The sequence below is a fragment of the Ruegeria sp. L11 genome, from assembly GCF_056531755.1.
This window is the reverse complement of record NZ_JBQFMI010000013.1, coordinates 1-22,235: the sequence shown is the minus strand read 5'-3', so window position 1 is coordinate 22,235 and position 22,235 is coordinate 1. Positions and strand designations below refer to the sequence as shown.

Annotated in this window: 19 protein-coding genes; 7 read left to right on the top strand and 12 right to left on the bottom strand. The window is 56.1% G+C overall.

Features of this window, described 5'->3' with window-relative positions; genetic code table 11:
- Positions 1-51: 51 nt before the first annotated feature.
- From hutU to hutI, 4 genes are read right to left on the bottom strand one after another with little or no spacing between them, the layout of a single operon-like run.
- Positions 52-1,734 (bottom strand): urocanate hydratase, encoded by a 1,683-nt coding sequence (hutU, locus tag ACR0CE_RS16470; RefSeq protein WP_480833211.1) that lies wholly within the window; start codon positions 1,732-1,734, stop codon positions 52-54.
- Positions 1,731-2,525: an N-formylglutamate deformylase gene (gene hutG, locus ACR0CE_RS16465; protein ID WP_480833210.1), complete on the bottom strand. Its 795-nt coding sequence runs from the start codon at positions 2,523-2,525 to the stop codon at positions 1,731-1,733. Before hutG ends, hutU begins: the two co-directional genes overlap by 4 nt.
- Positions 2,522-4,060 carry a histidine ammonia-lyase gene (hutH, locus tag ACR0CE_RS16460; protein WP_480833209.1) on the bottom strand — a complete coding sequence of 513 codons (1,539 nt, stop codon included), beginning with the start codon at positions 4,058-4,060 and terminating at the stop codon, positions 2,522-2,524. The genes hutG and hutH overlap by 4 nt, the downstream gene beginning before the upstream one ends.
- Complete coding sequence (hutI, locus tag ACR0CE_RS16455) at positions 4,057-5,265, bottom strand: imidazolonepropionase (RefSeq protein ID WP_480833208.1); 1,209 nt, start codon at positions 5,263-5,265, stop codon at positions 4,057-4,059. The genes hutH and hutI overlap by 4 nt, the downstream gene beginning before the upstream one ends.
- 82 nt (positions 5,266-5,347) lie before the next feature.
- Here hutI and ACR0CE_RS16450 point away from each other — a divergent pair, with 82 nt between their 5' ends.
- Positions 5,348-6,712: a formimidoylglutamate deiminase gene (locus ACR0CE_RS16450; RefSeq protein ID WP_480833207.1), complete on the top strand. Its 1,365-nt coding sequence runs from the start codon at positions 5,348-5,350 to the stop codon at positions 6,710-6,712.
- Here the strand turns inward: ACR0CE_RS16450 and ACR0CE_RS16445 are convergent.
- Positions 6,709-7,254 (bottom strand): HutD/Ves family protein, encoded by a 546-nt coding sequence (locus ACR0CE_RS16445; RefSeq protein ID WP_480483632.1) that lies wholly within the window; start codon positions 7,252-7,254, stop codon positions 6,709-6,711. The genes ACR0CE_RS16450 and ACR0CE_RS16445 overlap by 4 nt on opposite strands.
- A 66-nt stretch (positions 7,255-7,320) precedes the next feature.
- Here ACR0CE_RS16445 and ACR0CE_RS16440 point away from each other — a divergent pair, with 66 nt between their 5' ends.
- Positions 7,321-8,022 carry a GntR family transcriptional regulator gene (locus tag ACR0CE_RS16440; protein WP_480833206.1) on the top strand — a complete coding sequence of 234 codons (702 nt, stop codon included), beginning with the start codon at positions 7,321-7,323 and terminating at the stop codon, positions 8,020-8,022.
- Between the two features lie 73 nt (positions 8,023-8,095).
- On the opposite strand, the gene ACR0CE_RS16435 is transcribed toward ACR0CE_RS16440, so the two are convergent.
- Genes ACR0CE_RS16435 through ACR0CE_RS16420 form a run of 4 tightly spaced genes read right to left on the bottom strand, consistent with a single transcriptional unit; the run spans position 8,096 to position 12,090 of the window.
- Positions 8,096-8,422: a cytochrome o ubiquinol oxidase subunit IV gene (locus tag ACR0CE_RS16435; RefSeq protein ID WP_245220760.1), complete on the bottom strand. Its 327-nt coding sequence runs from the start codon at positions 8,420-8,422 to the stop codon at positions 8,096-8,098.
- Positions 8,415-9,047 carry a cytochrome c oxidase subunit 3 gene (locus ACR0CE_RS16430; RefSeq protein WP_480833205.1) on the bottom strand — a complete coding sequence of 211 codons (633 nt, stop codon included), beginning with the start codon at positions 9,045-9,047 and terminating at the stop codon, positions 8,415-8,417. The genes ACR0CE_RS16435 and ACR0CE_RS16430 overlap by 8 nt, the downstream gene beginning before the upstream one ends.
- Positions 9,044-11,134 carry a cbb3-type cytochrome c oxidase subunit I gene (locus ACR0CE_RS16425; RefSeq protein ID WP_480833204.1) on the bottom strand — a complete coding sequence of 697 codons (2,091 nt, stop codon included), beginning with the start codon at positions 11,132-11,134 and terminating at the stop codon, positions 9,044-9,046. Before ACR0CE_RS16425 ends, ACR0CE_RS16430 begins: the two co-directional genes overlap by 4 nt.
- Complete coding sequence (locus ACR0CE_RS16420) at positions 11,131-12,090, bottom strand: cytochrome ubiquinol oxidase subunit II (protein ID WP_480483627.1); 960 nt, start codon at positions 12,088-12,090, stop codon at positions 11,131-11,133. The genes ACR0CE_RS16425 and ACR0CE_RS16420 overlap by 4 nt, the downstream gene beginning before the upstream one ends.
- A gap of 186 nt (positions 12,091-12,276) precedes the next feature.
- On the opposite strand from ACR0CE_RS16420, the gene ACR0CE_RS16415 reads away from it, so the two are divergent.
- The 5 genes from ACR0CE_RS16415 (at position 12,277) to ACR0CE_RS16395 (ending at position 19,487) form a co-directional block, all read left to right on the top strand.
- Positions 12,277-13,512 carry a lytic murein transglycosylase gene (locus ACR0CE_RS16415; protein WP_480483626.1) on the top strand — a complete coding sequence of 412 codons (1,236 nt, stop codon included), beginning with the start codon at positions 12,277-12,279 and terminating at the stop codon, positions 13,510-13,512.
- Between the two features lie 643 nt (positions 13,513-14,155).
- On the top strand, positions 14,156-15,049 hold the full coding sequence (locus ACR0CE_RS16410; protein ID WP_480773620.1) for a UTP--glucose-1-phosphate uridylyltransferase: 894 nt from the start codon (positions 14,156-14,158) through the stop codon (positions 15,047-15,049).
- A 72-nt stretch (positions 15,050-15,121) separates the two neighbouring features.
- Complete coding sequence (locus tag ACR0CE_RS16405) at positions 15,122-16,561, top strand: mannose-1-phosphate guanylyltransferase/mannose-6-phosphate isomerase (RefSeq protein WP_480833203.1); 1,440 nt, start codon at positions 15,122-15,124, stop codon at positions 16,559-16,561.
- 174 nt (positions 16,562-16,735) lie between these two features.
- The gene (locus tag ACR0CE_RS16400; RefSeq protein WP_480833241.1) at positions 16,736-17,800 is read left to right on the top strand and encodes a DUF2793 domain-containing protein; all 1,065 of its coding nucleotides are present in this window, start codon (positions 16,736-16,738) and stop codon (positions 17,798-17,800) included.
- Between the two features lie 382 nt (positions 17,801-18,182).
- Positions 18,183-19,487, top strand: coding sequence for a UDP-glucose dehydrogenase family protein (locus ACR0CE_RS16395; RefSeq protein WP_480833202.1), 1,305 nt, complete (start codon positions 18,183-18,185; stop codon positions 19,485-19,487).
- A gap of 42 nt (positions 19,488-19,529) precedes the next feature.
- Here ACR0CE_RS16395 and ACR0CE_RS16390 read toward each other — a convergent pair whose 3' ends face one another.
- The 3 genes from ACR0CE_RS16390 to ACR0CE_RS16380 form a co-directional block, all read right to left on the bottom strand.
- A complete protein-coding gene (locus ACR0CE_RS16390; protein WP_480833201.1) occupies positions 19,530-20,588 on the bottom strand; it encodes a helix-turn-helix domain-containing protein in 1,059 nt (352 codons plus the stop codon).
- A gap of 64 nt (positions 20,589-20,652) precedes the next feature.
- On the bottom strand, positions 20,653-21,390 hold the full coding sequence (locus ACR0CE_RS16385) for an anti-sigma factor family protein (RefSeq protein ID WP_480833200.1): 738 nt from the start codon (positions 21,388-21,390) through the stop codon (positions 20,653-20,655).
- The gene (locus ACR0CE_RS16380) at positions 21,387-21,911 is read right to left on the bottom strand and encodes an RNA polymerase sigma factor (protein ID WP_480833199.1); all 525 of its coding nucleotides are present in this window, start codon (positions 21,909-21,911) and stop codon (positions 21,387-21,389) included. The genes ACR0CE_RS16385 and ACR0CE_RS16380 overlap by 4 nt, the downstream gene beginning before the upstream one ends.
- Positions 21,912-22,235: the final 324 nt, after the last annotated feature.

Genomic DNA, 22,235 nt, shown 5'->3' with positions numbered 1-22,235 from the left:
ATGTGACGTTAGCGCTAAGGCAAACCGACAAAACAAAGGTTGGCGTGGTAATCAGCCCAAAATGCCCGGCAATCGCAGCCCATGTTCACGAGCGCAGGCTTTCGCGTCCTCGTACCCGGCATCCGCGTGACGCCAAACCCCCGACGCGGGGTCATTCCAGAGCACCCTCTCCAATCGCTTGGCTGCGGCATCGGTTCCGTCTGCGCAGATGACGACGCCTGCATGCTGGCTGAAGCCCATACCAACCCCGCCGCCGTGATGCAGCGAAACCCAGGTCGCACCCGAGGCCGTGTTGACAAGCGCATTCAGCAGCGGCCAGTCCGAAACAGCGTCCGAACCGTCCTTCATCGCCTCGGTCTCGCGGTTAGGTGAGGCGACAGAACCACTGTCAAGATGATCTCGGCCGATGACGACCGGAGCTTTCAATTCGCCGTTTCTAACCATCTCGTTGAACGCCAGCCCGGCCTTGTGGCGATCTCCTAGCCCGATCCAACAGATCCGCGCCGGCAGGCCCTGAAACGCAATACGCTCCTGCGCCATGTCCAACCAGTTGTGCAGATGGGTATTGTCGGGGAACAGTTCCTTCATCTTGGCGTCTGTCTTGTAGATATCTTCAGGGTCACCGGACAACGCGCACCAGCGGAAGGGTCCGATACCCCGACAAAACAGCGGGCGAATATAGGCGGGTACGAAGCCGGGGAAGGCAAAAGCGTTCTCCAACCCCTCATCCTGAGCCACCTGTCGGATGTTGTTGCCGTAATCCAACGTCGGCACGCCCGCGTTCCAGAAGTCCACCATTGCAGCGACGTGCTGCTTCATCGAAGCACGTGCAGCCTTTTCGACCGCCTTCGGGTCACTTTCGCGCTTGTCTTTCCATTGCGCCATGGTCCAACCAAGCGGCAGGTAGCCATTTACCGGATCGTGGGCGCTGGTCTGATCCGTGACAATATCGGGGCGCATCCCGCCAGCTTGCATCCGGGCGTAGATTTCCGGGAAGATTTCAGCGGCATTCCCCAACAAACCAACGGATTTCGCTTCGCCCGCCCTAGTCCAGCGATCAATCATTGCCAGCGCTTCGTCCAGCGTCTCGGCTTTTTCGTCCAGGTATTTTGTACGCAAGCGAAAGTCGATGCTGTCCGGGTTGCATTCCACGGCCAGACAACAAGCCCCTGCAAAGACAGCGGCCAGAGGCTGCGCGCCGCCCATTCCACCCAGTCCCCCGGTCAGGATCCACTTACCTGTCAGGTCGCCGCCATAATGCTGACGCCCGGCCTCCGCAAATGTTTCATAAGTGCCCTGCACGATGCCCTGTGTACCGATATAGATCCACGAGCCAGCGGTCATCTGGCCGTACATCATCAGACCTTTCTTATCGAGCTCGTTGAAGTGGTCCCAATTGGCCCAGTGCGGCACAAGGTTCGAGTTAGCGATCAATACGCGGGGTGCATCGCTATGGGTGCGAACAATGGCAATCGGCTTTCCGGACTGCACCACCAGCGTTTCATCCTCTTCCAGATCCTTCAGGCTGGCAACGATGGTATCAAAATCCTTCCACGTCCGTGCCGCGCGGCCAATCCCGCCATAGACCACCAGCTCATGCGGGTTTTCGGCCACGTCAGGATGCAGGTTATTCATCATCATCCGCAACGGCGCTTCGGTCATCCAGCTTTTGGCGTTCAGTTCAGGTCCGGTGGGTGGAAAGATGTCACGGGTGTTTTTGCGAGGATCGGTCATCGGGCAAGCTCCAATGCTGTGTCATTGAGGACGTCTAGAATGTATTTCAACCAACGCCGGAGACGGGTGGCTTTGGCAGTGTCAAAAGTCCAGGGTGGCGTTTCTGATGTCAGGTAGGTCGACTGCGCCAGCTCCATCTGGATAGCGTGAATACCGTTATCCGGGCGTCCGTAGTGCCGTGTCGTCCACCCGCCTTTGAAGCGTCCGTTCAAAACGGTGCTGAAAGGGGATGAAGAGGCGAATTCATGTGCAATTGTTTCGATTTCCGGTGCACAGGTCATCCCGTTATTTGTTCCAATGTTCAAGTCGGGCAAAACGCCGTCGAACAGAAAAGGAATGTGACTGCGGATTGAGTGGCAATCATACAGCACAGCGATGCCATGGATCGCCTTCACCCTTTCCAGTTCGGCCAGCAAAGCGGCATGATATGGCGCATGAAATGCGTCACGTCGTTCAATGGTATCTTTTTCAGTTGGAAGGATGTCCCAGATATCCTGCCCGTCGAAGTCCGTAAGCGGCACCAAGGTCGTCGTGTTTTGGCCAGGGTAAAGAGAAGTACCGCCAGGGTCACGATTGGCATCGATCACATAGCGATGAAAGGTGGCCCGCACCGTGGTAGCACCGGGCAAAAGCCCGTCGTAGAGCATGTGGATGTGCCAATCCGTATCTGTCAGCGCCCGACCCCGAGCATTCAGTTTGGCATCAATCGCCGCAGGCACATAAGTGCCCGTGTGAGGCAGGCCCAAAACAATTGGACTACCACCCTGAACTACCTCGACCGGAGCAGTCATGCGCCAAGCTCCGGCATGGCGACACCGGTGCTTTCGGCAATCTCACCGCTTGCAATAAGGGCCGAGGCTGCTTCGATGTCATTTGCCATGTACCTGTCATCTTCCAACGCCGGTACAACCGAACGCAGGCGCGCCATGACACCTTGAAGGCTTTCACTGGTTGGCAGCGGCGCGCGATATTCAACCCCTTGCGTTGCGCACAGCAACTCGACCCCCAGGATACGTTCCAGATTGGTCACCATTTGCCCCAGCCGCCGCGCGCCATGGGCGGCCATTGACACGTGATCTTCCTGATTGGCCGAAGTCGGTGTTGAATCCGTGACGCAAGGATTGGCCAGATGCTTGTTTTCGCTCATCAGTGCGGCTGTCGTGACTTCGGCAATCATCAGGCCAGAGTTCAAACCGGGGTTGGGTGTCAAAAACGGAGGCAAATCAAAGCTGAGCACCGGATCGACGATCAGCGCGATGCGTCGCTGCGCAATCGCCCCGATCTCGGCCACTGCCAGAGCAATCATGTCGGCGGCAAACCCGACCGGTTCTGCATGAAAGTTTCCGCCTGATACGATCAACCCGGCCTCGGCCAGAACCAGAGGGTTATCGGTGGCGGCGTTGGCTTCGGTTTCCAGTGTCACCGAAGCCTGACGCAGCACATCCATCGCGGCACCAACAACCTGCGGCTGGCAGCGGATGCAGTACGGGTCCTGAACCCGCGTATCACCGTCCCGATGGCTTTCGCGAATGACCGACCCAGCCAGTAGCGCGCGCATGGTTGCGCCCGCTTCGATCTGGCCCCGGTGACCACGCAAGGCGTGAATTTCGGGCTGCAAAGGCGCGGTAGACCCCATAATCGCATCAGTTGTCAGGGCTGAAGTGACCAAAGCGCTTTGCGCCGCCCGCCAAGCGCCGAAAAGCCCCGCCAGCGCAAACGCCGTAGAAAACTGAGTGCCGTTGATCAGCGCCAGACCTTCCTTGGGGCCAAGTTCGACCGGGGTCAAACCTGCCGCTGCCAGCGCGTCGCCGCCAGACATGAGGGTGCCGCCAAACTCGGCCTCACCCTCGCCCATCATGACGGCTGCCATGTGCGACAGCGGTGCCAGATCGCCCGAAGCACCAACAGACCCCTGTGCCGGGATTACCGGTGTCACCCCTGCGCCAAGCATCGCTTCCAGCAGGTCAATCAGTTCCAGCCGCACACCCGACGCGCCACGTCCGAGGCTGAGCAGTTTGAGTGCCATCATGAGCCGCGCAACAGCACGCGGGATCGCTGGTCCGACGCCACAGCAATGGGACAGGATCAGGTTGCGTTGCAGCGTCGCGGTATCCTCGGCCGCGATCTTGACGCTTGCCAGTTTTCCAAAGCCCGTATTGACCCCGTAAACGGCGGCTTCGCCAGTCGCCGCCTCAATGATGCGAGCGTGTGCCGCGGCTATCGCAGGCCTGCAATCCGGGTCCAGCCGAACGGCGCATTCCTGGCGGAATACCTGTTCCAGCTGCGCCAGAGAGACAGCGCCGGGAGTTAACGTCAGAGTGGTCAAAATGCGCCTCCGAATATGCGGGCGTGAAGGGGATTAAAACCGATGCGGTAGGCAAGCTCGGCCGGGTGAGTGACATTCCAGACAGCCAGATCCGCCCGCAGGCCCTGAACGATCCTGCCGCAGTCTCTCAGGCCCAGTGCACGCGCGGCATTCACAGTGACACCTTTCAACGCTTCCTCGGGGGTCATTCGAAACAAGGTGCATCCCATGTTCATCGCAAGCAAAAGTGATGTCATCGGAGCCGAGCCCGGATTGCAGTCGGTCGCAAGGGCCATTGGCACGTCGTACTTGCGTAGCAAATCAATTGGCGGTTGTTGCGTCTCGCGCAGGGTGTAGAAAGCCCCGGGCAGTATCACGGCCACCGTGCCTGCCACTTCCATGGCTTTGACACCGCTTTCGTCCAGATACTCGATATGGTCGGCAGACAGCGCACCAAAGCTTGCAGCAAGTTTCGCACCACCCAGGTTGGACAGTTGTTCGGCATGCAATTTGACCGGCAGTCCTAGTTCCTTGGCAACGTCAAACAGTGGCACCAGTTGGTCGGGCAGGAAGGCAATCCCTTCGCAAAATGCGTCCACTGCGTCTACCAAACCCTCGGCATGAGCCGTGCGAAGCGTCGGAATGCAAATCTCTGCAATGTACGCCTCGGGCCGGTCTTTATACTCGGCGGGCACAGCATGAGCGCCCAGAAAACTGGTCACAATGCGCACCGGGCAGCTTTCCTGCAGGGCCCGCGCGGCGCGCAGCATGGTCAGCTCAGTTTCACAATCAAGCCCATAGCCCGATTTGACCTCGATCACCGAGACCCCTTCGGCGATCATCGCGTCCACGCGCGGCAGGGCCTGCGCAATCAAATCCTCTTTATTGGCCGCACGCGTGGCTTTCACGGTCGAAATAATACCACCGCCCGCGCGGGCCACCTCTTCATAGCTGGCACCGTTAAGGCGCATCTCGAACTCAGCTGCGCGGTGGCCGCCATGCACTACATGGGTATGGCAATCGATCAGAGCCGGCGTCACCAACCGCCCGTCCAGCAAGGTTTGAGAGAACGTCGCGTATTCTTCCGGCAACTGCGTCTTCGGACCGACCCACGCAATTCGGCCCCCACGCACGACAATCGCCGCGTCTTCGATCAATCCGTATGCATCCGCACCAACCATGGTCGCGGCGTGCAGGTCTGTGAACAGATGATCGTGGGTTTGCATTCGAATCCCTCTTCGGTGCAATTCTCTCTTTTCTGGTACAGGTCTTTATGGCATATGTCTATTCATAAAACCGGAGGTAGGGATGACGGTCATTTTCGCAAAACGGGCCTTTCTGGCAGCCGGCTGGGCAGAGAATCTGCGACTCGAGATCAAGAATGGTCGCATTGCCCGACTGACACCCAATGCTGTCGCGCAACTCGGCGACACCCTTGTCGACACTCTACTGCCCGCTTTGGCCAACCTTCACAGCCATGCCTTTCAGCGCGCCATGGCGGGAATGACCGAATATCGGCTGGCTGGCCGTGACAGTTTCTGGACTTGGCGCGATCTGATGTATCGCTTCACAACCCGCCTGAGCCCTGACCACATTCAGGCCATCGCCGCGCAAGTTTATGTCGAGATGCAGGAGGCCGGGTACGCCTCGGTCGGTGAATTCTATTACCTGCACCACCAACCGAACGGGCAACCCTATGACAGAATTTGCGAACTCAGCGACCGTATCATGGCCGCCGCCGCCGAGACCGGAATTGGCCTGACCCATCTGCCCGTGCTCTACAGCTATGCAGGAGTTGGGGAAAAACCGCTGGAGGCGGGGCAGAGACGCTTTGGAAATGATGTGGACCGTTTTTGCGAACTTGTCGCGCAGGCGCGGGATGCTCTCGGTAGTCTTCCCGACGACTGTCGCGTCGGCATCGCGCCACACTCCTTGCGCGCCACCTGTCCGCGCGATCTGGCGCAAGTGGTGGCATCACAAAGTTCCGGTCCAATTCATATTCACATTGCCGAACAACCCAGAGAAGTTGAGGAAGTTCAGGCTGGCCTTGGCGCGCGTCCGGTCGAATGGCTGCTGGATAATGCCCCGGTTGATTCCAACTGGTGCCTGATCCATGCCACCCACATGACTGACGAAGAGACTCGCGCCATGGCCCATAGCAATGCCGTTGCCGGTCTGTGCCCGGTGACAGAAGCCAACCTGGGCGACGGGCCTTTCAACGGCCCTGTCTATCTGAGCGCGGGCGGCGCTTTTGGCGTGGGGTCGGACTCCAACGTGTTGATTTCCATGACCGAAGAACTCCGCACACTCGAATACTCGCAACGACTGCGCGACCTGTCACGTAACGTGATGGTGGTTGGCGAAGGCTCGGCCGGACAAACCCTTTATCGCGGCGCAGCTATGGGCGGCGCGCAGGCGCTTGGTCGCAATGCGGGGCAAATTACCGAAGGAATGCTGGCTGATCTCGTCGCTATCGACAGTCAGGCCCCTGCCCTTTGTGCACTACAGCCCCACCAGTTGCTGGATGGTTTAGTCTTTGCCGCCAAAGATAATGTCGTTACTGATCTTTGGTCCGCAGGCAGACACCAGGTTCAAAACGGACATCACGTCCTGCGGGACAAGGTCACGCGTAACTACAAAGGGGCAATAAGTGAGCTTCTGGCTGAGCTTTAGCTAGGGATCTTATTGAAACACACGCGAAGGATCTTAGCGCCTGCAGCCGGACTGACCGTAACAGCGGCGTTCAGCGTCATTGCGTCTCCGGCAACCAGCGGCGTGTTGTCTGACATGTGGGCCATTCCCGAGGCGACAAAGACAAACTCGCCCGCTGTCGCTTCAAATTCCTGATCATTTGCAAAAACGTTCACCACAACAACGACCTTTGAATCGTAAATCACATTGAATGCACGACACGGCCCGCCCAACAGCCGCGCATTCAGCGCGAGCGCCCCGTCGAACGAAACCGGCAGGAATGGCCGCGCTGGTAAAACACCACTATCACCGAGCAAATCAAGCCCGGTCCCTTCGATGATCGTGTGTACGCGCGACATCCCCGGAAATCGGGAAAATGGCCCATCCTGATCGATCCGGGCCACACTGATACGCCAGACGACATGTTTACCGACCCGCTTCGCGGCAAGTTCGGTTGTTACCCCGCCACCATTGGCCCATGGCGTAACCGCGCAATCCTGCAATCTGATAAGGTTCTGGGTCAAATTCTTTGCATCTCACCGTTAACCTAGACATAATATGAATAAGTTCGAAAATATAGTGAGCACAATGTGAACGAGCAAAAAAACGTCGGCTTCCAAGATATCCGCGATGAAGTTCTAAATCGCATCCAGACCAGAATTTGGCCGCAAGGCAGCCTGCTGCCCACCGAACTGGAGCTTGCCGCCGAGTTCGGCTGCGCCCGCGCGACTGTCAATCGAGCTCTGCGTGAACTTGCTGATCAGGGCATTGTAACACGCAAACGCAAAGGCGGCACACGTGTGGTTACAACACCGGTCAAACAGGCCAGATTGCCGATTGCGGTAGTCCGTCAAACCATTGAAGATATGAATGCAGAATACCGGTATGCGTTGGTCAGCCGTACACTGATTGATTGCCCGGCATGGCTACAAGCCAAACTCGGGCTGCCCGAGGGTACGCAAATTCTGCATTTGCGCTGTATGCACCATGCAGACAATCGCCCCTTCCAGTACGAGGAACGATGGATCAATACAGCCGCGGTACCGCACGTCATGGATGAAGACTTTCTGACCACCGGTCCAAACGAATGGCTGCTGGCCGAGGTTCCTTTTTCGAACGCGGAAATTGCATTCTCAGCTGTTCCGGCAACCGGTCCGCTTCAGGACTTTCTTTCTGTTCCGCCCGGAACACCTTTGTTCCAGTTGGAGCGGACAACGTGGTTTCGCAATACCCCAGTCACTTTCGTACGCATGACCTTTCATCAGGGTTACCAAATGCGGACAACGTACTGAGGCTTTTTCCGCTATTGGTGGTCCTGCCGAAAGCCAAATCTCGACCCGCTACTCCGCTTGTCTCAAATAGGCACTACATCAAGTGCATGTGCATTCGGGTGGCCAAATTGCCAAGAACCCAGACGGTGCCAAGGATCATTATCATCAGAACCAGTGTCGAAAACAGCACTAGGTGCAGATCTTCACGGCTGCTGCGCCGGCGGTCGATATGCAGGAAGTAGACAAGCTGCAACACAAGCTGTGCCAATCCAAGCAACCCGATGGTCAGGTAAACACCAACCGTTTCAATCCCATAAACCTGTGCCACGCCAAACATTGCCAAGGTCAGCAACAGCGAGCCACCATACCCAATCACATAGCGCCGACGCTCGCGACGATGCATTTCAGAGCGCCTATCCATAGGTCAGACCTCCGAAATACACGATGGTAATGATCCCAATCCAGATCAGATCGAGAAAATGCCAGAACAACGCCAGCCGCACCACGCGCGAGATAACCACGTCGGTCATGCCCTTGACGCGCAGCTGAATACCCAAAACGATCAGCCAAAGGCATCCTGTCGCAACGTGCAGACCATGCAGCGGGACCAACCCAAAAAAGGCTGACAGAAATCCGCTGCGCTGTGGAATGCCACCTTTTTCCGCCATGGCCATGAAGTCGCGCACTTCCAGCACCAGAAAACTAAGGCCCAGAACAAGCGTGACGCCAAACCACAAGACAATGCGACCGCGCGGCAGATTGTACTTCAGCGCCAGCATGGCAAGACCCACTGTCAGGCTGCTGGTCAGCAGTATCAGGGTTTGCGCAAAAACACTTTTCAGATCAAACAACTCGTGCGGGCCGGGTCCACCTGCCTGTGCATCGATCATTGTTATGTAAATAGCGAACATCAGGCCGAAATAAACCAGGTCGCTCATCAAGAAGACCCAGAACCCAAAGGTGACAACCTCGGTCGCCTTGTGGGCACTGGCGTGATGTTCTCCAAGATTGATACCGGGATAACTATGAGTGGGCGCGCGCTTCATGTCGCCACCTCCAGATCCGGGCGGGCAAGGCCGCGGTTTTCCGAAGAAGTTTCAGAGTCGCGATCCACCGCCGCTTCGCTGTGGACCAACGCCAACCAGGCTTCGTGATCCCTTCGCACCTCTTCCGCGGGGATGGTGAGTTCTGTACTGTCATCAAATGTCCAGATGATCACCGCAAGGATCATCAAAACCGTCATTATCGCGGCAAGCCACCAGATCCACCAGACCAGCGCAAACATCCATATGCCGCTGAGAACGCAAAGGACAAAGCCAATTCCCGTGTTTCGGGGCAGTTCGATATCTTCATAAGCGTCTGGTGTTGGATAGGCCGTTCCTTTTGCCTTCTGTGCCGTGAATTCATCCCGATCCGTAACCTTGGGGATGATCGCAAAGTTGTACGCGGGAGGCGGTGAAGGGATAGTCCATTCCAATGTGCGACCATCCCAGGGATCCCCAACAGGAACGCGGGTTTGGTCGCGGTCACGAATGCTGACCCATAGCTGGATCAGGACCGAGAACAATCCACAGGTAATAACTATCGCTCCGATGATGGCCACGATCATGAAAGGGTGGAAAGACGGATCGCTATAGCTGAAAGAGCGGCGTGGCATGCCCAACAGCCCGACGAAATAGAGCGGCATGAATGTCAGCAAAAACCCCCCGGTCCAGCAAAAGACAGAAACCCGGCCCCAGAATTCGTTCAGTCGGAATCCAAAGGCCTTGGGGAACCAGTAATTGTATGCCGCCAACAATCCGAACAACACGCCAGGCAATAACGCGTTGTGGAAATGAGCTACCAAAAACAGCGTATTGTGAACCTGGTAATCTACGGTTGGGTTTGCCAGGATCACACCGCTCAGCCCACCGATGGCAAACAGCATCAAAAATGACAACCCATAAAGCATCGGCACCGAAAACCGAATGCGCCCCCGCCACAGCGTCGCCATCCAGTCATAGACTTTCACGCCGGTTGGGATGGCAATCAGCATGGTCGCAATGCCAAACACCGCGTTGATCAGCGCGCTTTGACCCATGGTGAAAAAGTGGTGCAGCCAGACTGTGAACGACAACACTGCGATCGACATGGTCGCGATGACAAGCGAGTTGTAGCCATAAAGCCGTTTGGCCGAGAAGGTCGCAAACACCTCGGAATAGATGCCATAAGCAGGCAAAACCAGCAGGTAAACCTCGGGGTGGCCGAACAGCCAAAACAGATTGGCATAGTTCATCATGTTGCCACCGAGGTCGTTTGTGAAAAAGTGGAAATCAAGATAGCGATCAGCGGCAAGCATCAGCGCGGCGACACCCAAAGGCGGCATAGCAAAGACGATCAGGATCGAACTGCAAATGATTGTCCAGCAATACATCGGCAGCCGCATGAACGTCATGCCCGGCGCGCGCAACTTGTAGATCGTTACAGCAAAATTGATACCGGTCAGTGAGGTGCCAATGCCCGAAACAACGATGGCCCAGATCCAGTAATCCGGTCCAACACCGGGATTGAACGCTGCGCCGGTATACGGTGGATAGGCTGTCCAGCCGCCGGTCGAAAACTCTCCAATCACCAGCGACACCATCAGCATCATGCCTGACGAAACCGTAAGGCCCAGACCAATCTGGTTTAGTCGCGGGAACGCCACATCGCGCGCGCCGATCATCAGCGGGACAATGTAATTCGCAACACCAAAGACAAAGGGAACGGCAACAAAGAAGACCATGATTGTGCCGTGAGTGCTGAAAAGCTCAGCAAAATGTTCGGCTTCGAGGAAACCGTCGCCGGGCCCGGAAGCCTGCTGCGCGCGCATGACAACGCCTTCAAGCACACCGCGCGCCAGCATCACGATGGCAAAGACGATATACATGATACCGATCTTTTTGTGATCGACGCTGGTCAGCCAATCGCGCCACAGGGGTGTCCACAGACGAAACCAGCTCAGCAATCCTACGACAACAACAACGCCAATAATCACAACAGCTGCGGCTGTATTGGCCACAATCTCATTAGTATTTGGGTTCTGGATCAACCCGGCAATCGGAAAAGCGTCCCAACTCAGACGCCCGAAGAAACCTGTCTCGGTCGGCGTCATTTTTGCGCCTCCTGCCCAAATGATGCAGTTCCAGGCTGTAGATCGATGGGCAGCGGCTGACCGCTGTGGTAGCGGCTCAGGATATTCCGGAACAGATCGTCTTTTATTGTGAAGTAGAGCGCATCATCCGGCATCCGAGATGTTCCCAAAGCGGCCTGAACTTCATCCCTGTCGGTCCGCATGGCCAGTTTCCGATACGTTGCCACATCTAGTTGGATGCTGTTGTTACGCACTTTTTCGACCCAAGCGTCGAAATCCTCATCACTCATTGCGATGGTGCGGAACTTCTGCTTGGTAAAGCCCCGTCCGTTGTACTGAGTGTTTTCACCCTGCATCACTTCCGGCGCATCCGCGACAAGATGTAACTGGGTGGTCATGCCCGGCATCGCATAAATCTGTCCGGCCAGCGCGGGTATCATAAACGACTGCATCACGGTATCGGTTGTCAGCGTCAATGCAACTTGCCGCTTTGTCGGAATTCCGAACTCTCCTACAGTGGCGACCCCAAGATCGGGGTACAGAAACAGCCACTTCCAATCCAGACCGACAACCTGAACCCGCAGCGCCGGATCTTCACCAAACGGTGCCGAATACGGGTCAAGCCGATGCGTCGCCTTCCAAAGGTAAAAAGACAGCAAGGCCACGATTATGACAGGCACACCCCACATTACAAATTCCAGCTTTGCCGAGAAATCCCAATCCGGCGCGTAGGGCGCAATGCGGTTGCTCCGGCGGCGATACCGAAACGCTATTATCGGGACCAGCACCAATACCGGGATAACGGCCAGCAGGATCAATACGGTCGCCCGAAGCAAATGCGTTTTCTGAACTGCCGCTATTGGGCCTTCCGGGTCCATAAAGCTGTCGCTGGCCAAAGCTGGTTGCGCCGAAACGATCAACAGGAGCACAACGACAAGCCTGAGCAAGGATGGATTGGACGAAATGACTTGTGCCACAGCTGACTGTCCTCTCCTCATCTCAATCCCATCCAACTATCGGCAAGCGGGTGAATTTTCTCAAGAGTTTTTCCGAACCGGGGATTGCCATCCTCAATTTTCTTTCAACTTTGGGTGTAAACGGCGACGGGTCGCGCGGCATCTTCCCGTTGACTTGCAAGGCCAGTCGGGACAGATAAATCGTCAATGCGTATTTTGCTGTTCACTCTAGGATTGATCATTCTGTCCCAGACCGCACTGGCACAGGATCGTGCAGCAATTGAACGCCAGTTTCAGTCGTGGTTGTTGGAGACGATCTGGCCGCAGGCGCAGGCCAAAGGTGTTTCGCGCAACACACTGCAACAGGCGTTTTCTGGTGTTACTCTGAACTGGGACCTGCCTGATCTGGTTCCCCCCGGACATAAACGCAAAACGCCCAAGGCGCAAAAACAAGCCGAGTTTGGATCGCCCAGCCGGTATTTCAATCCGGGGTCAATTCAGGGCGCAACGTCTATCGGGCGCAGGATGGCGAGGCAACACTCTGCGATTCTTGCCAAAGTCGAACGTCAAACGGGCGTTCCTGCTCGTATCATTCTGGCAATCTGGGGCAGAGAGAGCGGCTATGGGCAGGTGCCGATCCGCCATGATGCGTTCAGGGTTTTGTCGACCAAGGCATTCATGAGCACGCGCGCGGACTACTTCACGGCCGAGCTTATCGCGGCTCTGCAAATCGCGGAAGCAGGACCTCTGCCAGCCCGGCAATTGAAAAGCAGTTGGGCGGGCGCGTTAGGACAACCCCAATTCATGCCATCAAGCTATTTGGCTTACGCCGCAGATGGCAACGGCGACGGACAGGTCGATATCTGGGGGTCATCCGATGATACAATCACATCGATTGGCAACTACCTGAAACAGCACGGCTGGATCGCCGGGCGTGACTGGGGTTTCGAAGTGTCTGTGCCAGCAACCGTTTCATGTGCATTGGAAGGACCTGATCAAGGGCAGTCAATCCAGCAATGGGAAGCGATGGGCATAAACCGGGTCTCGGGCAAACCTTTTCCAGCCCACGAGTTGAAGGGGGCAGGTTACCTGATGATGCCGGCAGGACGATTTGGTCCTGCTTTTCTGGTCACTCCGAATTTTTACGTTTTGAAGGAATACAACAAAAGCGATCTGTATGCTTTGTTCGTCGGCCACGTCGGTGACAGAATCCAGTTTGGAAGCGGCGATTTTAAAGGGCAATGGCGCAAGGTCGGCGGCTTGTACCGTTCTGATATAGCAAAAATGCAGGGCGCGCTGGAAAGCTTGGGGTACGATGTTGGAGGCGTTGACGGCTTGCCAGGTTTCAAAACCCGCCGATCCATAGGCAGATGGCAGGAAACGAAGGGTGTTGCACCCACCTGTTTTCCCGAAACCTCGATGACAACGAAACTGGTCCGATAAGGCGCCAAGCATGCGTTGAACGGTACCACGCGACTTGCTTGAGCATCTTATCGCCGGTCGCAACAGACCGCCGTTATCACCAATCTTTGCGGTTCCGATCATATTGTTGCCCATTCGAAAACGGACTAGATGCGTCAGATCATGTATTTCCAAGAAGCTCGGATGTTTGCCGACGGGATACTTGTGTACATAAGACACGTTACTTGACGCAGCTTGCGACTAAGTGAGCCGTGTTAATTTCAGTTGCACAGTCCCTGCCATCCAAATTCTTTTCGGCCGCGCAGTCCTAAACTACTCGTCATAACAAGGCGCTATGCCCATCCAAAGAAAATATGCAGGACTCCGTCCGGGAGTTTTTCAAGACAACCGACGCCGCTCCAAACATATCAACTTTCCGTGAACGACAAATCGTCGTCAGATTTTTGGCACAGAGTTATAGCGGAAGGGTCTCTGGGAACTGTGGTTCAGGCCTTGTATACAGGAAACACCGGAGTCGGCTTTTGACTCATCTGGACCGAGGTGGCACGATTTGGTCAATAACGGCCGGCACACCGGGCATGATTGATTGACGCGGTTTTGAAGACTAAGAGGACATTCCGGATGTTTTCTGCTTTTCCGGCCAAGTTTTGTTTTGAGAGGCACCATGACACGCAAAGTCACCAAAGCAGTTTTTCCAGTGGCGGGAATGGGAACCCGGTTTTTGCCGGCAACCAAATCTGTTCCGAAAGAGATCATGACGTTGGTGGATCGCCCGCTGGTGCAATATGCAATCGATGAAGCGCGCGCCGCTGGTATCAAAGAGTTCATCTTTGTGACGTCTCGCGGGAAATCCGCGCTTGAAGATTACTTTGACCACAACCTTGTCCTCGAACAGGAGTTAATGGCCAAGGGCAAAAACAAGCTTCTCGATATCCTAAACAAGACCAATATGGAAAGCGGCGCGATTGCCTATATCCGCCAACACAAAGCCCTGGGGTTGGGGCATGCTGTATGGTGTGCACGCCGTTTGATAGGCGATGAACCCTTTGCTGTAATGCTGCCTGACGATGTGATTGCTGCAGATAAACCATGTCTGCAACAAATGGTTGAAGCCTATGAGGAAACGGGCGGCAACATGGTGGCAACAATGGAAGTTTCACCAGAAAAGACCAGTTCGTACGGCGTTCTGGATGTCGTCGACAGTATCGGCCCGGTCATTCCGGCCAGGAGCATGGTCGAAAAACCCGAACCCTCAAAAGCGCCATCCAATCTGGCGGTTATCGGGCGCTATATTCTTCGACCTTCCGTATTGAACAACCTGAACGCAATGAAAACCGGAAGCGGCGGTGAAATCCAACTGACTGATGCAATCGCCGAGGATATCGCATCCGGCGTGCCCGTTTTTGGATACAAGTTTGACGGGCAGCGTTTCGACTGCGGCTCAAAATCCGGTTTTCTGCAAGCGACCGTTTCCTTTGCCCTTGCCCGTGACGACCTGCGCGATGATCTGAGCCAATATCTGAATGACATTGTGGCAACTGGAAAAGCGGCCCAGTAGCCACGGGATCTCCCATTCCACAAAAAAGAATTGAGCAATATCTTTGGTCATCAGCAATTCAGGGGCACGTGTATGAACAGTACGGTCTATCCAGTCATCCTGTGTGGTGGTTCCGGAACGCGTTTGTGGCCCCTGTCGCGCAAAAGCTATCCCAAGCAATTCGTTCCACTTGTCGGAAAAACCAGTCTGTTACAGGATTGTGCCGACCGGATGCTTGGACCCTCGCATACGCCCTATGCCAAACCGCTGGTTCTCACCAACGAAGCCTTTCGGTTTATTGTACCTGAACAGCTGACCGCTATTGGGATCGACCCCGGTCCGATTCTGATTGAGCCTGAAGGGCGAAACACGGCCCCTGCCGTACTGGCGGCTGCGTTGTACCTTGCCTCACGTGATCCGGATGCCATCATGCTGGTCGCGCCTTCAGATCATGTGCTTCCAAACAAGGCCGCTTTTCATCAGGCCGTCGCCACAGGCGTGCGCGCAATTGCCGAACGAAGCGATCTGGTGACATTTGGCATCACGCCCACTCGACCCGAAACCGGGTATGGCTACTTAAAGCTGAACGACGCCCCAGACGCGTCCGGGGGTGCAGTTCGCCTGGATCGGTTCGTGGAGAAACCGGATTTGGAAGCCGCGCAGGCGATGGTGAAAGATGGCAGTTACCTGTGGAATTCCGGCATCTTCCTGTTTGCGGTACGTGACATCGTTGCAGCATATGAAAAATACGCAAGCACCCTTGTTGCACCTGTCCAACAGGCCGTCGACAACGCAAAGACAGATTTGGGGTTCCTGAGATTGGACCCTTCGGCTTGGGCTGACGTCGATGACGTCTCGATCGACTATGCGGTCATGGAAAAAGCCCCCAACCTTAGCGTGGTTCCGTATTCCGCAGGTTGGTCGGATGTTGGAAGTTGGACGGCTGTTCAAGAATTGTCAAACCCTGATGAAAACGGCATCGCGACATATGGGGAAGTAACCACAATCGACTGCCGCAACGTTCTGATACGATCAGAATCACCTGCGCAGGAAGTGGTGGCAATGGGGCTTGAGAACATTATCGCAATTGCGATGCCAGATGCTGTGCTGGTTGCTAGCATGGATAAAGCTCAGGACGTCAAGCAGGCTGTCGCTGCCTTAAAGGCAAAAGGGGCCAAACAGGCAGATACGCTTCCGGTCGATCACCGCCCCTGGGGCTGGTTTGAGAGCCTCGTGATCGGTGACAGATTTCAAGTCAAACGAATCCATGTACATCCTGGCGCTTCGCTCAGCCTGCAGTCCCATCACCATCGGTCCGAGCATTGGATTGTGGTTGAAGGCACCGCCAAGGTTACAGTCGATGATCAGGAACGGTTGGTCAGCGAAAACCAGTCTGTCTATATCCCGCTGGGTGCCGTGCACCGGATGGAGAACCCCGGCAAAGTTCCCATGGTTTTGATCGAAGTGCAGACCGGCACCTATTTAGGCGAAGATGACATCATTCGATATGAAGACATCTATGCCCGGGACTAAGCGGCGACATAGTTTTCCATAGGCCATACTCGGGTCGGCTTGTCCCCGGGGATACTCAAGTTAACAGATTATTCCCTGTGCGGTCGGCCGGGTCAGACGGGATTGACGCGTCTTACGGCAGAGTGGCGCGCAACCGACTTTCGGACCGACAGCCACAGGAGGACCCTCGTGTCAATGACCTCACCCAGATTGCGCCTGCCTTTTCTACAACCTTCGCAGGCTCAAAAGCACGTCACCCACAACGAGGCACTGCGACAGCTTGATCTGGTCGTTCAGCTAACAGTTCAGACGACCAATGCCAGCACCCCGCCCGTTGTCCCCGAGCAGGGTGATATCCATGCTCTGGGCGTCACCCCCACCGGGGACTGGGCCGGACATGCAGGAGAGCTTGCCGCATGGCTGGACAACGCCTGGCATTTCTTGACCCCGTATGCGGGCTGGCGCGCCTGGGACGAGGCCACTGGTGAACTGAAGATCTGGAATGGGTCTGACTGGCTGCCCTTGCCCGTCAATACTCAGAACCTGAATGGTATTGGGGTGGCAACAAGTTCGGACGCTACGAATCGCTTGTCTGTCCGAAGCCCGGCAACGCTTCTGAGCCATGAGGGCGGCGGGCATCAGCTGAAGATCAACAAGGCGGGTGCCAGCGATACAGCATCGCTGGTGTTTCAGTCGAACTGGACCGGTCACGCTGAAATGGGGTTATCCGGAAGTACGGGGTTTTCAATCAAAGTGTCCCCTGACGGAGGTACCTGGACCGAAGCTCTGACTTTTGACCCCGCGACCGGAACAGCGGCTGGTGCGGCTGTTCAGGGCGATGCGACGGATACCACTTCGGGTCGCCTGATGCGTGCCGACTACGGTTATGGGCCGGGTAACCTTCTGGGGTCGGTATCAGAAGTTGGCGGTATACCAACCGGTGCGGTCATAGAGCGCGGAAGTAACACCAATGGCGAATTTACACGTTTTGCCGATGGAACCCTGATTTGCACCGCCGCGTTGCTTCCTGTCGCATGCACGGCCGTTGAAGGCGTATTGTTCGCAAGCGCTGCAATGACGTGGAACTACCCAGCGCCATTTTCCTCTGCGCCAAGCGTTAGTGGCAGCGCTGGAGCCAATAATCGTTTCATCGGGTTTGATGTGCCCGGAAACACTCAAGCCACGTGCAAAGCCCTCTCCGTAACTTCGGATACAGCGGCTTTTTCACCAAGTGTCATCGCCATAGGGCGCTGGTTCTGAGTACAGCTGCCGCCTGAACTGTGGTTCGGGCGGATTTTTTTGCGTCGTCGGTCTATTTCTATAGCAATCGCCAATTCCATTGGACCCGCTACAGCCGCCTTGCTCCGGGCGAAAAGTGGGCGGCGCAACACCGCCCGCTTACTGGCTGTTTGTCGCTGGTCCATGCCCAGAATTGTATCTTTTCAGCTGACAATGGACGTGATTCAACAAGTTCTGCGCAGCACGACGGATTGTAAAAACTCTGTTCCCGCGCATATTGCCTCAAAAACAACAAGAAAACATGGGAACTCAGCAACCATACCTGTAAATCATTGAAACCGGCGCTGGATTCTTCGATTGTGCCCGCGCCGTTGATAGTAATTGGTATAAAAGGATTTGGCAGATGCGCATTGCAATGATCGGCACCGGGTATGTGGGCCTTGTGTCCGGTGTGTGTTTCTCGGACTTCGGTCATGATGTGATTTGCGTTGATAAGGCTGAGCAGAAGATCGATATGCTCAAAGCCGGACAGGTGCCTATTTATGAACCGGGTCTGGACGTGCTGATGGCACGAAACGTCGCGGCTGGCCGTCTGAGCTTTACAACCGATCTTGCAGCCGCAGTGGACGGCGCGGATGCTATCTTTATTGCAGTTGGAACGCCGACCCGGCGTGGAGACGGCCATGCGGATCTGACCTATGTGATGGCAGCGGCGGAAGAAATCGCTCAGGCTGTCACCGGGTATACCGTTATCGTCACAAAATCGACTGTGCCCGTCGGAACAAACAGAAAAGTGCAGGAAACAGTCAAGACCGCCAACCCCCAGGCCGAATTTGACGTGGCTTCGAACCCTGAATTCCTTCGCGAAGGCGCGGCAATCGACGATTTCATGCGCCCGGACCGCGTCGTGGTCGGCGTGGAAAACGACCGCGCTGCCGAGGTGATGGCAGAAATATATCGCCCTCTGTATCTGCGCGACTTCCCGATCCTGACCACCGATCTGGAAAGTGCCGAGATGATTAAATACGCCGCCAACGCGTTTTTGGCGACCAAGATCACCTTCATCAATGAAATCGCAGGACTGTGCGAAAAAGTTGGCGCGGATGTTAAAGAAGTTGCGCGCGGCATCGGCCTTGACGGGCGGATCGGCAACAAATTTCTGCATGCAGGACCCGGCTACGGTGGTTCATGTTTTCCAAAAGACACGGCCGCGTTGGCGCGGATCGGGCAGGACCACGCGCATCCAATGCAGATCACCGAGACCGTCATCCGCGTTAATGACGAAATCAAGAAGCGGATGATCGAGAAAATTCGTGACGCATGTGACGATCATTTCAACGGCAAGACCGTGGCAGTTCTGGGTGTCACGTTCAAACCCAACACAGACGATATGCGCGACGCGCCATCACTGTCCATCGTTCCCGCCCTGATAGGCGGAGGCGCAAAGGTGCGCGTTGTTGACCCGCAGGGAAAATCTGAAGGAGAAGCGCTTTTGCCGGGCGTCGAATGGTGCGACGATCCGTATATCGCCGCGCGGGGCGCGGATGTTGTTGTGCTGCTGACGGAATGGAATGAGTTCCGCGCGCTGAACCTTTCCGAAATTGCAGCGTCAATGAAATCAGCCAGGATGGTTGACCTGCGCAACATCTACTCGAAAACTACGGCGCTGAAGTCAGGATTTGACACCTATGTCGGCGTTGGGCGCTGAAAGTGTGCTTCCCGCCGCACGCATCTTCAAGTGGTTGACGGATCATAGTGCGGCAGTCCAGACCCGGTAACGGCCTTGGCCGGTGACTTCACGCACCAGACCTCTCCGGGTGAACAGGTCAAAATTCCGCTGAACCGCCGCGCGCGAAGAAATGGTAAGTTCTTCCGCAAGCGGGGCCGAGACCATGGGCCACGCCGCCAGAGCATCAATCAGACGCGGGGGGGTGCGACCGCTCAAATCCTGCGTCGCGTCGCGCGCCTTGCCCTCCCAGGCACTGATCCGGTCGAGGTGCAGCAAGGCCGCAAGAACGGCTTGCCCGGCGCCCTGTATCCAAGACCCTAACTTTTCCGTCGGCCCACCCGTTCCGCGCAACGCACCCGGACCAGACAACGCCAGTGGCATGAACATTGCGCCGCCCCGCCCCATCGAAGCCGCGTGCCGCGCTGCGATGATTGCCGCCTCGGTGTCGTGTCCGACGCCCTGCGATATAGCTCGCCAAGCATGAAACGCGATCGCCGATTGTGTTACCGGGTGCAACCTTTCAGCATTCTGCATGACTTCGGCCAGATCAACGATCGCTTCGGGCGTCGCATCAGAGCCCTGAGCCAGACGGTCGAGAAACGCGGTCAACCCGCTTTCCCACCCACCTGTAGCCGGGCCTGCGCCAGAGCTCAGACGGCGCACGGCCCAACCTGCCCGGAACAGCGCCTGCACGTCATCGTGGGTCGCGCCGATCCTCAGACCCGTCCACAAAGCCAGGCGGTCCACGCTGACCCGATCCCCTGTCCACCACCCCAGATCGGACGTTTCCATAAGTGCCAAACGATGCGTCCACCCCTCAGGCCCCGAACGCAGCCGCTCATCCAGAGCGCCAAAGGTCAGGGCAAGATCAGCAAGCTCTGCCGACAATTCTGATTGTGCCGAATACCAATCGCGCGGATCGAACAATGGGCGCTGATCCGATCGGGGACCAGGCAAAAAGAAACCTTCCTCCACGTCCTGGTCCGGGGGCAAAAACCAAGGGTCGTCTTCTTCTGCCGGATCGCCATCATAGATGCTGGCTGGGCCAAGATCATCGACCTCGTCTTTTGGAAGGGGCATGGTTTTCTTCGACGTCATACCCGGCATTCTTCGGGCATTTGCAACAGTTCACAAGGGTTTTCCATCAGCCCGAGAATGTGCGGGTCAACACTTCCAGTTCGTTGCTTAAATCCGTCTGTGGGGAACTGCCCAACAGCATATATCCATAACCGCCCTGCTCCCACTTTGCAGTTGCCAAACCGCTCAACACCGTTTGTTGGACTTCGGTATTTGGGGCATTCGGTCCCTGGCGAATGACACAGAAGGCAAGTGGTCGACCCTGATCATCGGCAAAAACCACTTGGATCAAGGGCTTGCCTTTGAAGGAAAGAACCTGCGCCCGCTTCAGCTCCAGCCCTGGCAAGGCTTCCAGTGTTTCCTGATTCAGCGTTCGTCCCAGTTCGGCTTCGGCCATTGCAAATTGCTTGGCCAGCGACGCGTCCGAACTGTCCAGCGATGCAATCGTTTCCGGCACGTAAAGTGATTGATAGATCGCGGCCTGCTGGGCCCAGCTTAAATCTGCTGGCCGGGTGGCCCAAAATGTTACGGCGACGGCTGCAAATGCCGCGCTGGCAGCTACCGCAACAAGACGCAGAAACCCGTTATTGGCGGGCCGCGTCGTTATTTCCGGCAGGTCCACCTTCGGCGCTTCAGCGGGCAGGTTCTCAAAAACATCCCGAACAACAGGCGCAAATGGATCCAGCGCCATCAGACGATGTTCCAGCGCAGCGTCATCTTCAACCGCAGCCTCAATGGCGCGGGTCTGAGCCTCATCCAGGCTGCCTTCCAGATACGCTAGAAGCGTCTCGTCGGAAAACGTCATTTGCCACTCCGTCGCGCGGTGTCCGCTGCATCAATCTGCATCACGGTTTTAAGTTTCTGCCGGGCATTCGAAAGCCGGCTCATGATCGTGCCAATTGGAACCTCCAACAAGGCAGCGGCTTCGCGGTAACTGTACCCCTCAACGAAGACGAGCATTACCGCTTCACGCTGTGCCTCTGGCAACTGCATCACTTGAGTAAACACTTCAGCCGCGAAAATATTCGTTTCTGTATCCGGTCCCGTTGCAACCAGATCCGCTTCGGGGGTCACCGACAGCGCCTGCGCGCGCCGAACCGACCGTGAACGCAGCTCATTCAGCCAGATCGACCGGCAGATTGTCATCAACCAGCTGTCCAGTCGGTTGTGCGACGTCACCTGGTGATGTCGTTCAAGCGCGCGCAAACATGTGGCCTGCAACAAATCGTCAGCTACATCCGAGGCGCCCGATAATGCCAGCGCAAACCGCCAGACACGCTTTGAATGCGTCTGAACCGCATCGCGGACGGCTTGTTCAGAAGTCATCTCGGCTCTCATCGAATGATCGCGACCTGCTTGTGTTTCTCAATCACGGACCGGACCCGCAAGGGCAGAGTTGTCATATTTAGCGGTGAAATGAAACGAAACTCCTGCGCCATGCAGTCACGTTTGCGTCTGTAATTGTTGCAGCGCCTGTTTCTGCAACCAACTTGGCGTTGGATATTGGCCGTTTGCGACGATTGTTTTGGCTTCGACCAAAGACATGGTGTTCCAATGCACATTAGCCGTTCAATTGCGGTATTGGCTTGATTGAGTTTTTTGGTTTTGGTTGCGGGTTTGGTGGTGAGGTCTTATTTAGCGTGTTTGGAT

Bases quoted from the DNA above. Each gene is read 5' to 3' on its own strand.
- ACR0CE_RS16395 (WP_480833202.1), top strand. From the start codon at position 18,183: ATGCGCATTGCAATGATCGGCACCGGGTATGTGGGCCTTGTGTCCGGT.
- ACR0CE_RS16435 (WP_245220760.1), bottom strand. From the start codon at position 8,422: ATGGATAGGCGCTCTGAAATGCATCGTCGCGAGCGTCGGCGCTATGTG.
- ACR0CE_RS16430 (WP_480833205.1), bottom strand. From the start codon at position 9,047: ATGAAGCGCGCGCCCACTCATAGTTATCCCGGTATCAATCTTGGAGAA.
- ACR0CE_RS16450 (WP_480833207.1), top strand. From the start codon at position 5,348: ATGACGGTCATTTTCGCAAAACGGGCCTTTCTGGCAGCCGGCTGGGCA.
- ACR0CE_RS16405 (WP_480833203.1), top strand. From the start codon at position 15,122: ATGAACAGTACGGTCTATCCAGTCATCCTGTGTGGTGGTTCCGGAACG.
- ACR0CE_RS16425 (WP_480833204.1), bottom strand. From the start codon at position 11,134: ATGACGCCGACCGAGACAGGTTTCTTCGGGCGTCTGAGTTGGGACGCT.
- ACR0CE_RS16385 (WP_480833200.1), bottom strand. From the start codon at position 21,390: ATGACGTTTTCCGACGAGACGCTTCTAGCGTATCTGGAAGGCAGCCTG.
- ACR0CE_RS16415 (WP_480483626.1), top strand. From the start codon at position 12,277: ATGCGTATTTTGCTGTTCACTCTAGGATTGATCATTCTGTCCCAGACC.
- hutG (WP_480833210.1), bottom strand. From the start codon at position 2,525: ATGACTGCTCCGGTCGAGGTAGTTCAGGGTGGTAGTCCAATTGTTTTG.
- hutI (WP_480833208.1), bottom strand. From the start codon at position 5,265: ATGCAAACCCACGATCATCTGTTCACAGACCTGCACGCCGCGACCATG.
- ACR0CE_RS16390 (WP_480833201.1), bottom strand. From the start codon at position 20,588: ATGCCCCTTCCAAAAGACGAGGTCGATGATCTTGGCCCAGCCAGCATC.
- ACR0CE_RS16400 (WP_480833241.1), top strand. From the start codon at position 16,736: ATGACCTCACCCAGATTGCGCCTGCCTTTTCTACAACCTTCGCAGGCT.
- ACR0CE_RS16410 (WP_480773620.1), top strand. From the start codon at position 14,156: ATGACACGCAAAGTCACCAAAGCAGTTTTTCCAGTGGCGGGAATGGGA.
- hutU (WP_480833211.1), bottom strand. From the start codon at position 1,734: ATGACCGATCCTCGCAAAAACACCCGTGACATCTTTCCACCCACCGGA.
- ACR0CE_RS16380 (WP_480833199.1), bottom strand. From the start codon at position 21,911: ATGACTTCTGAACAAGCCGTCCGCGATGCGGTTCAGACGCATTCAAAG.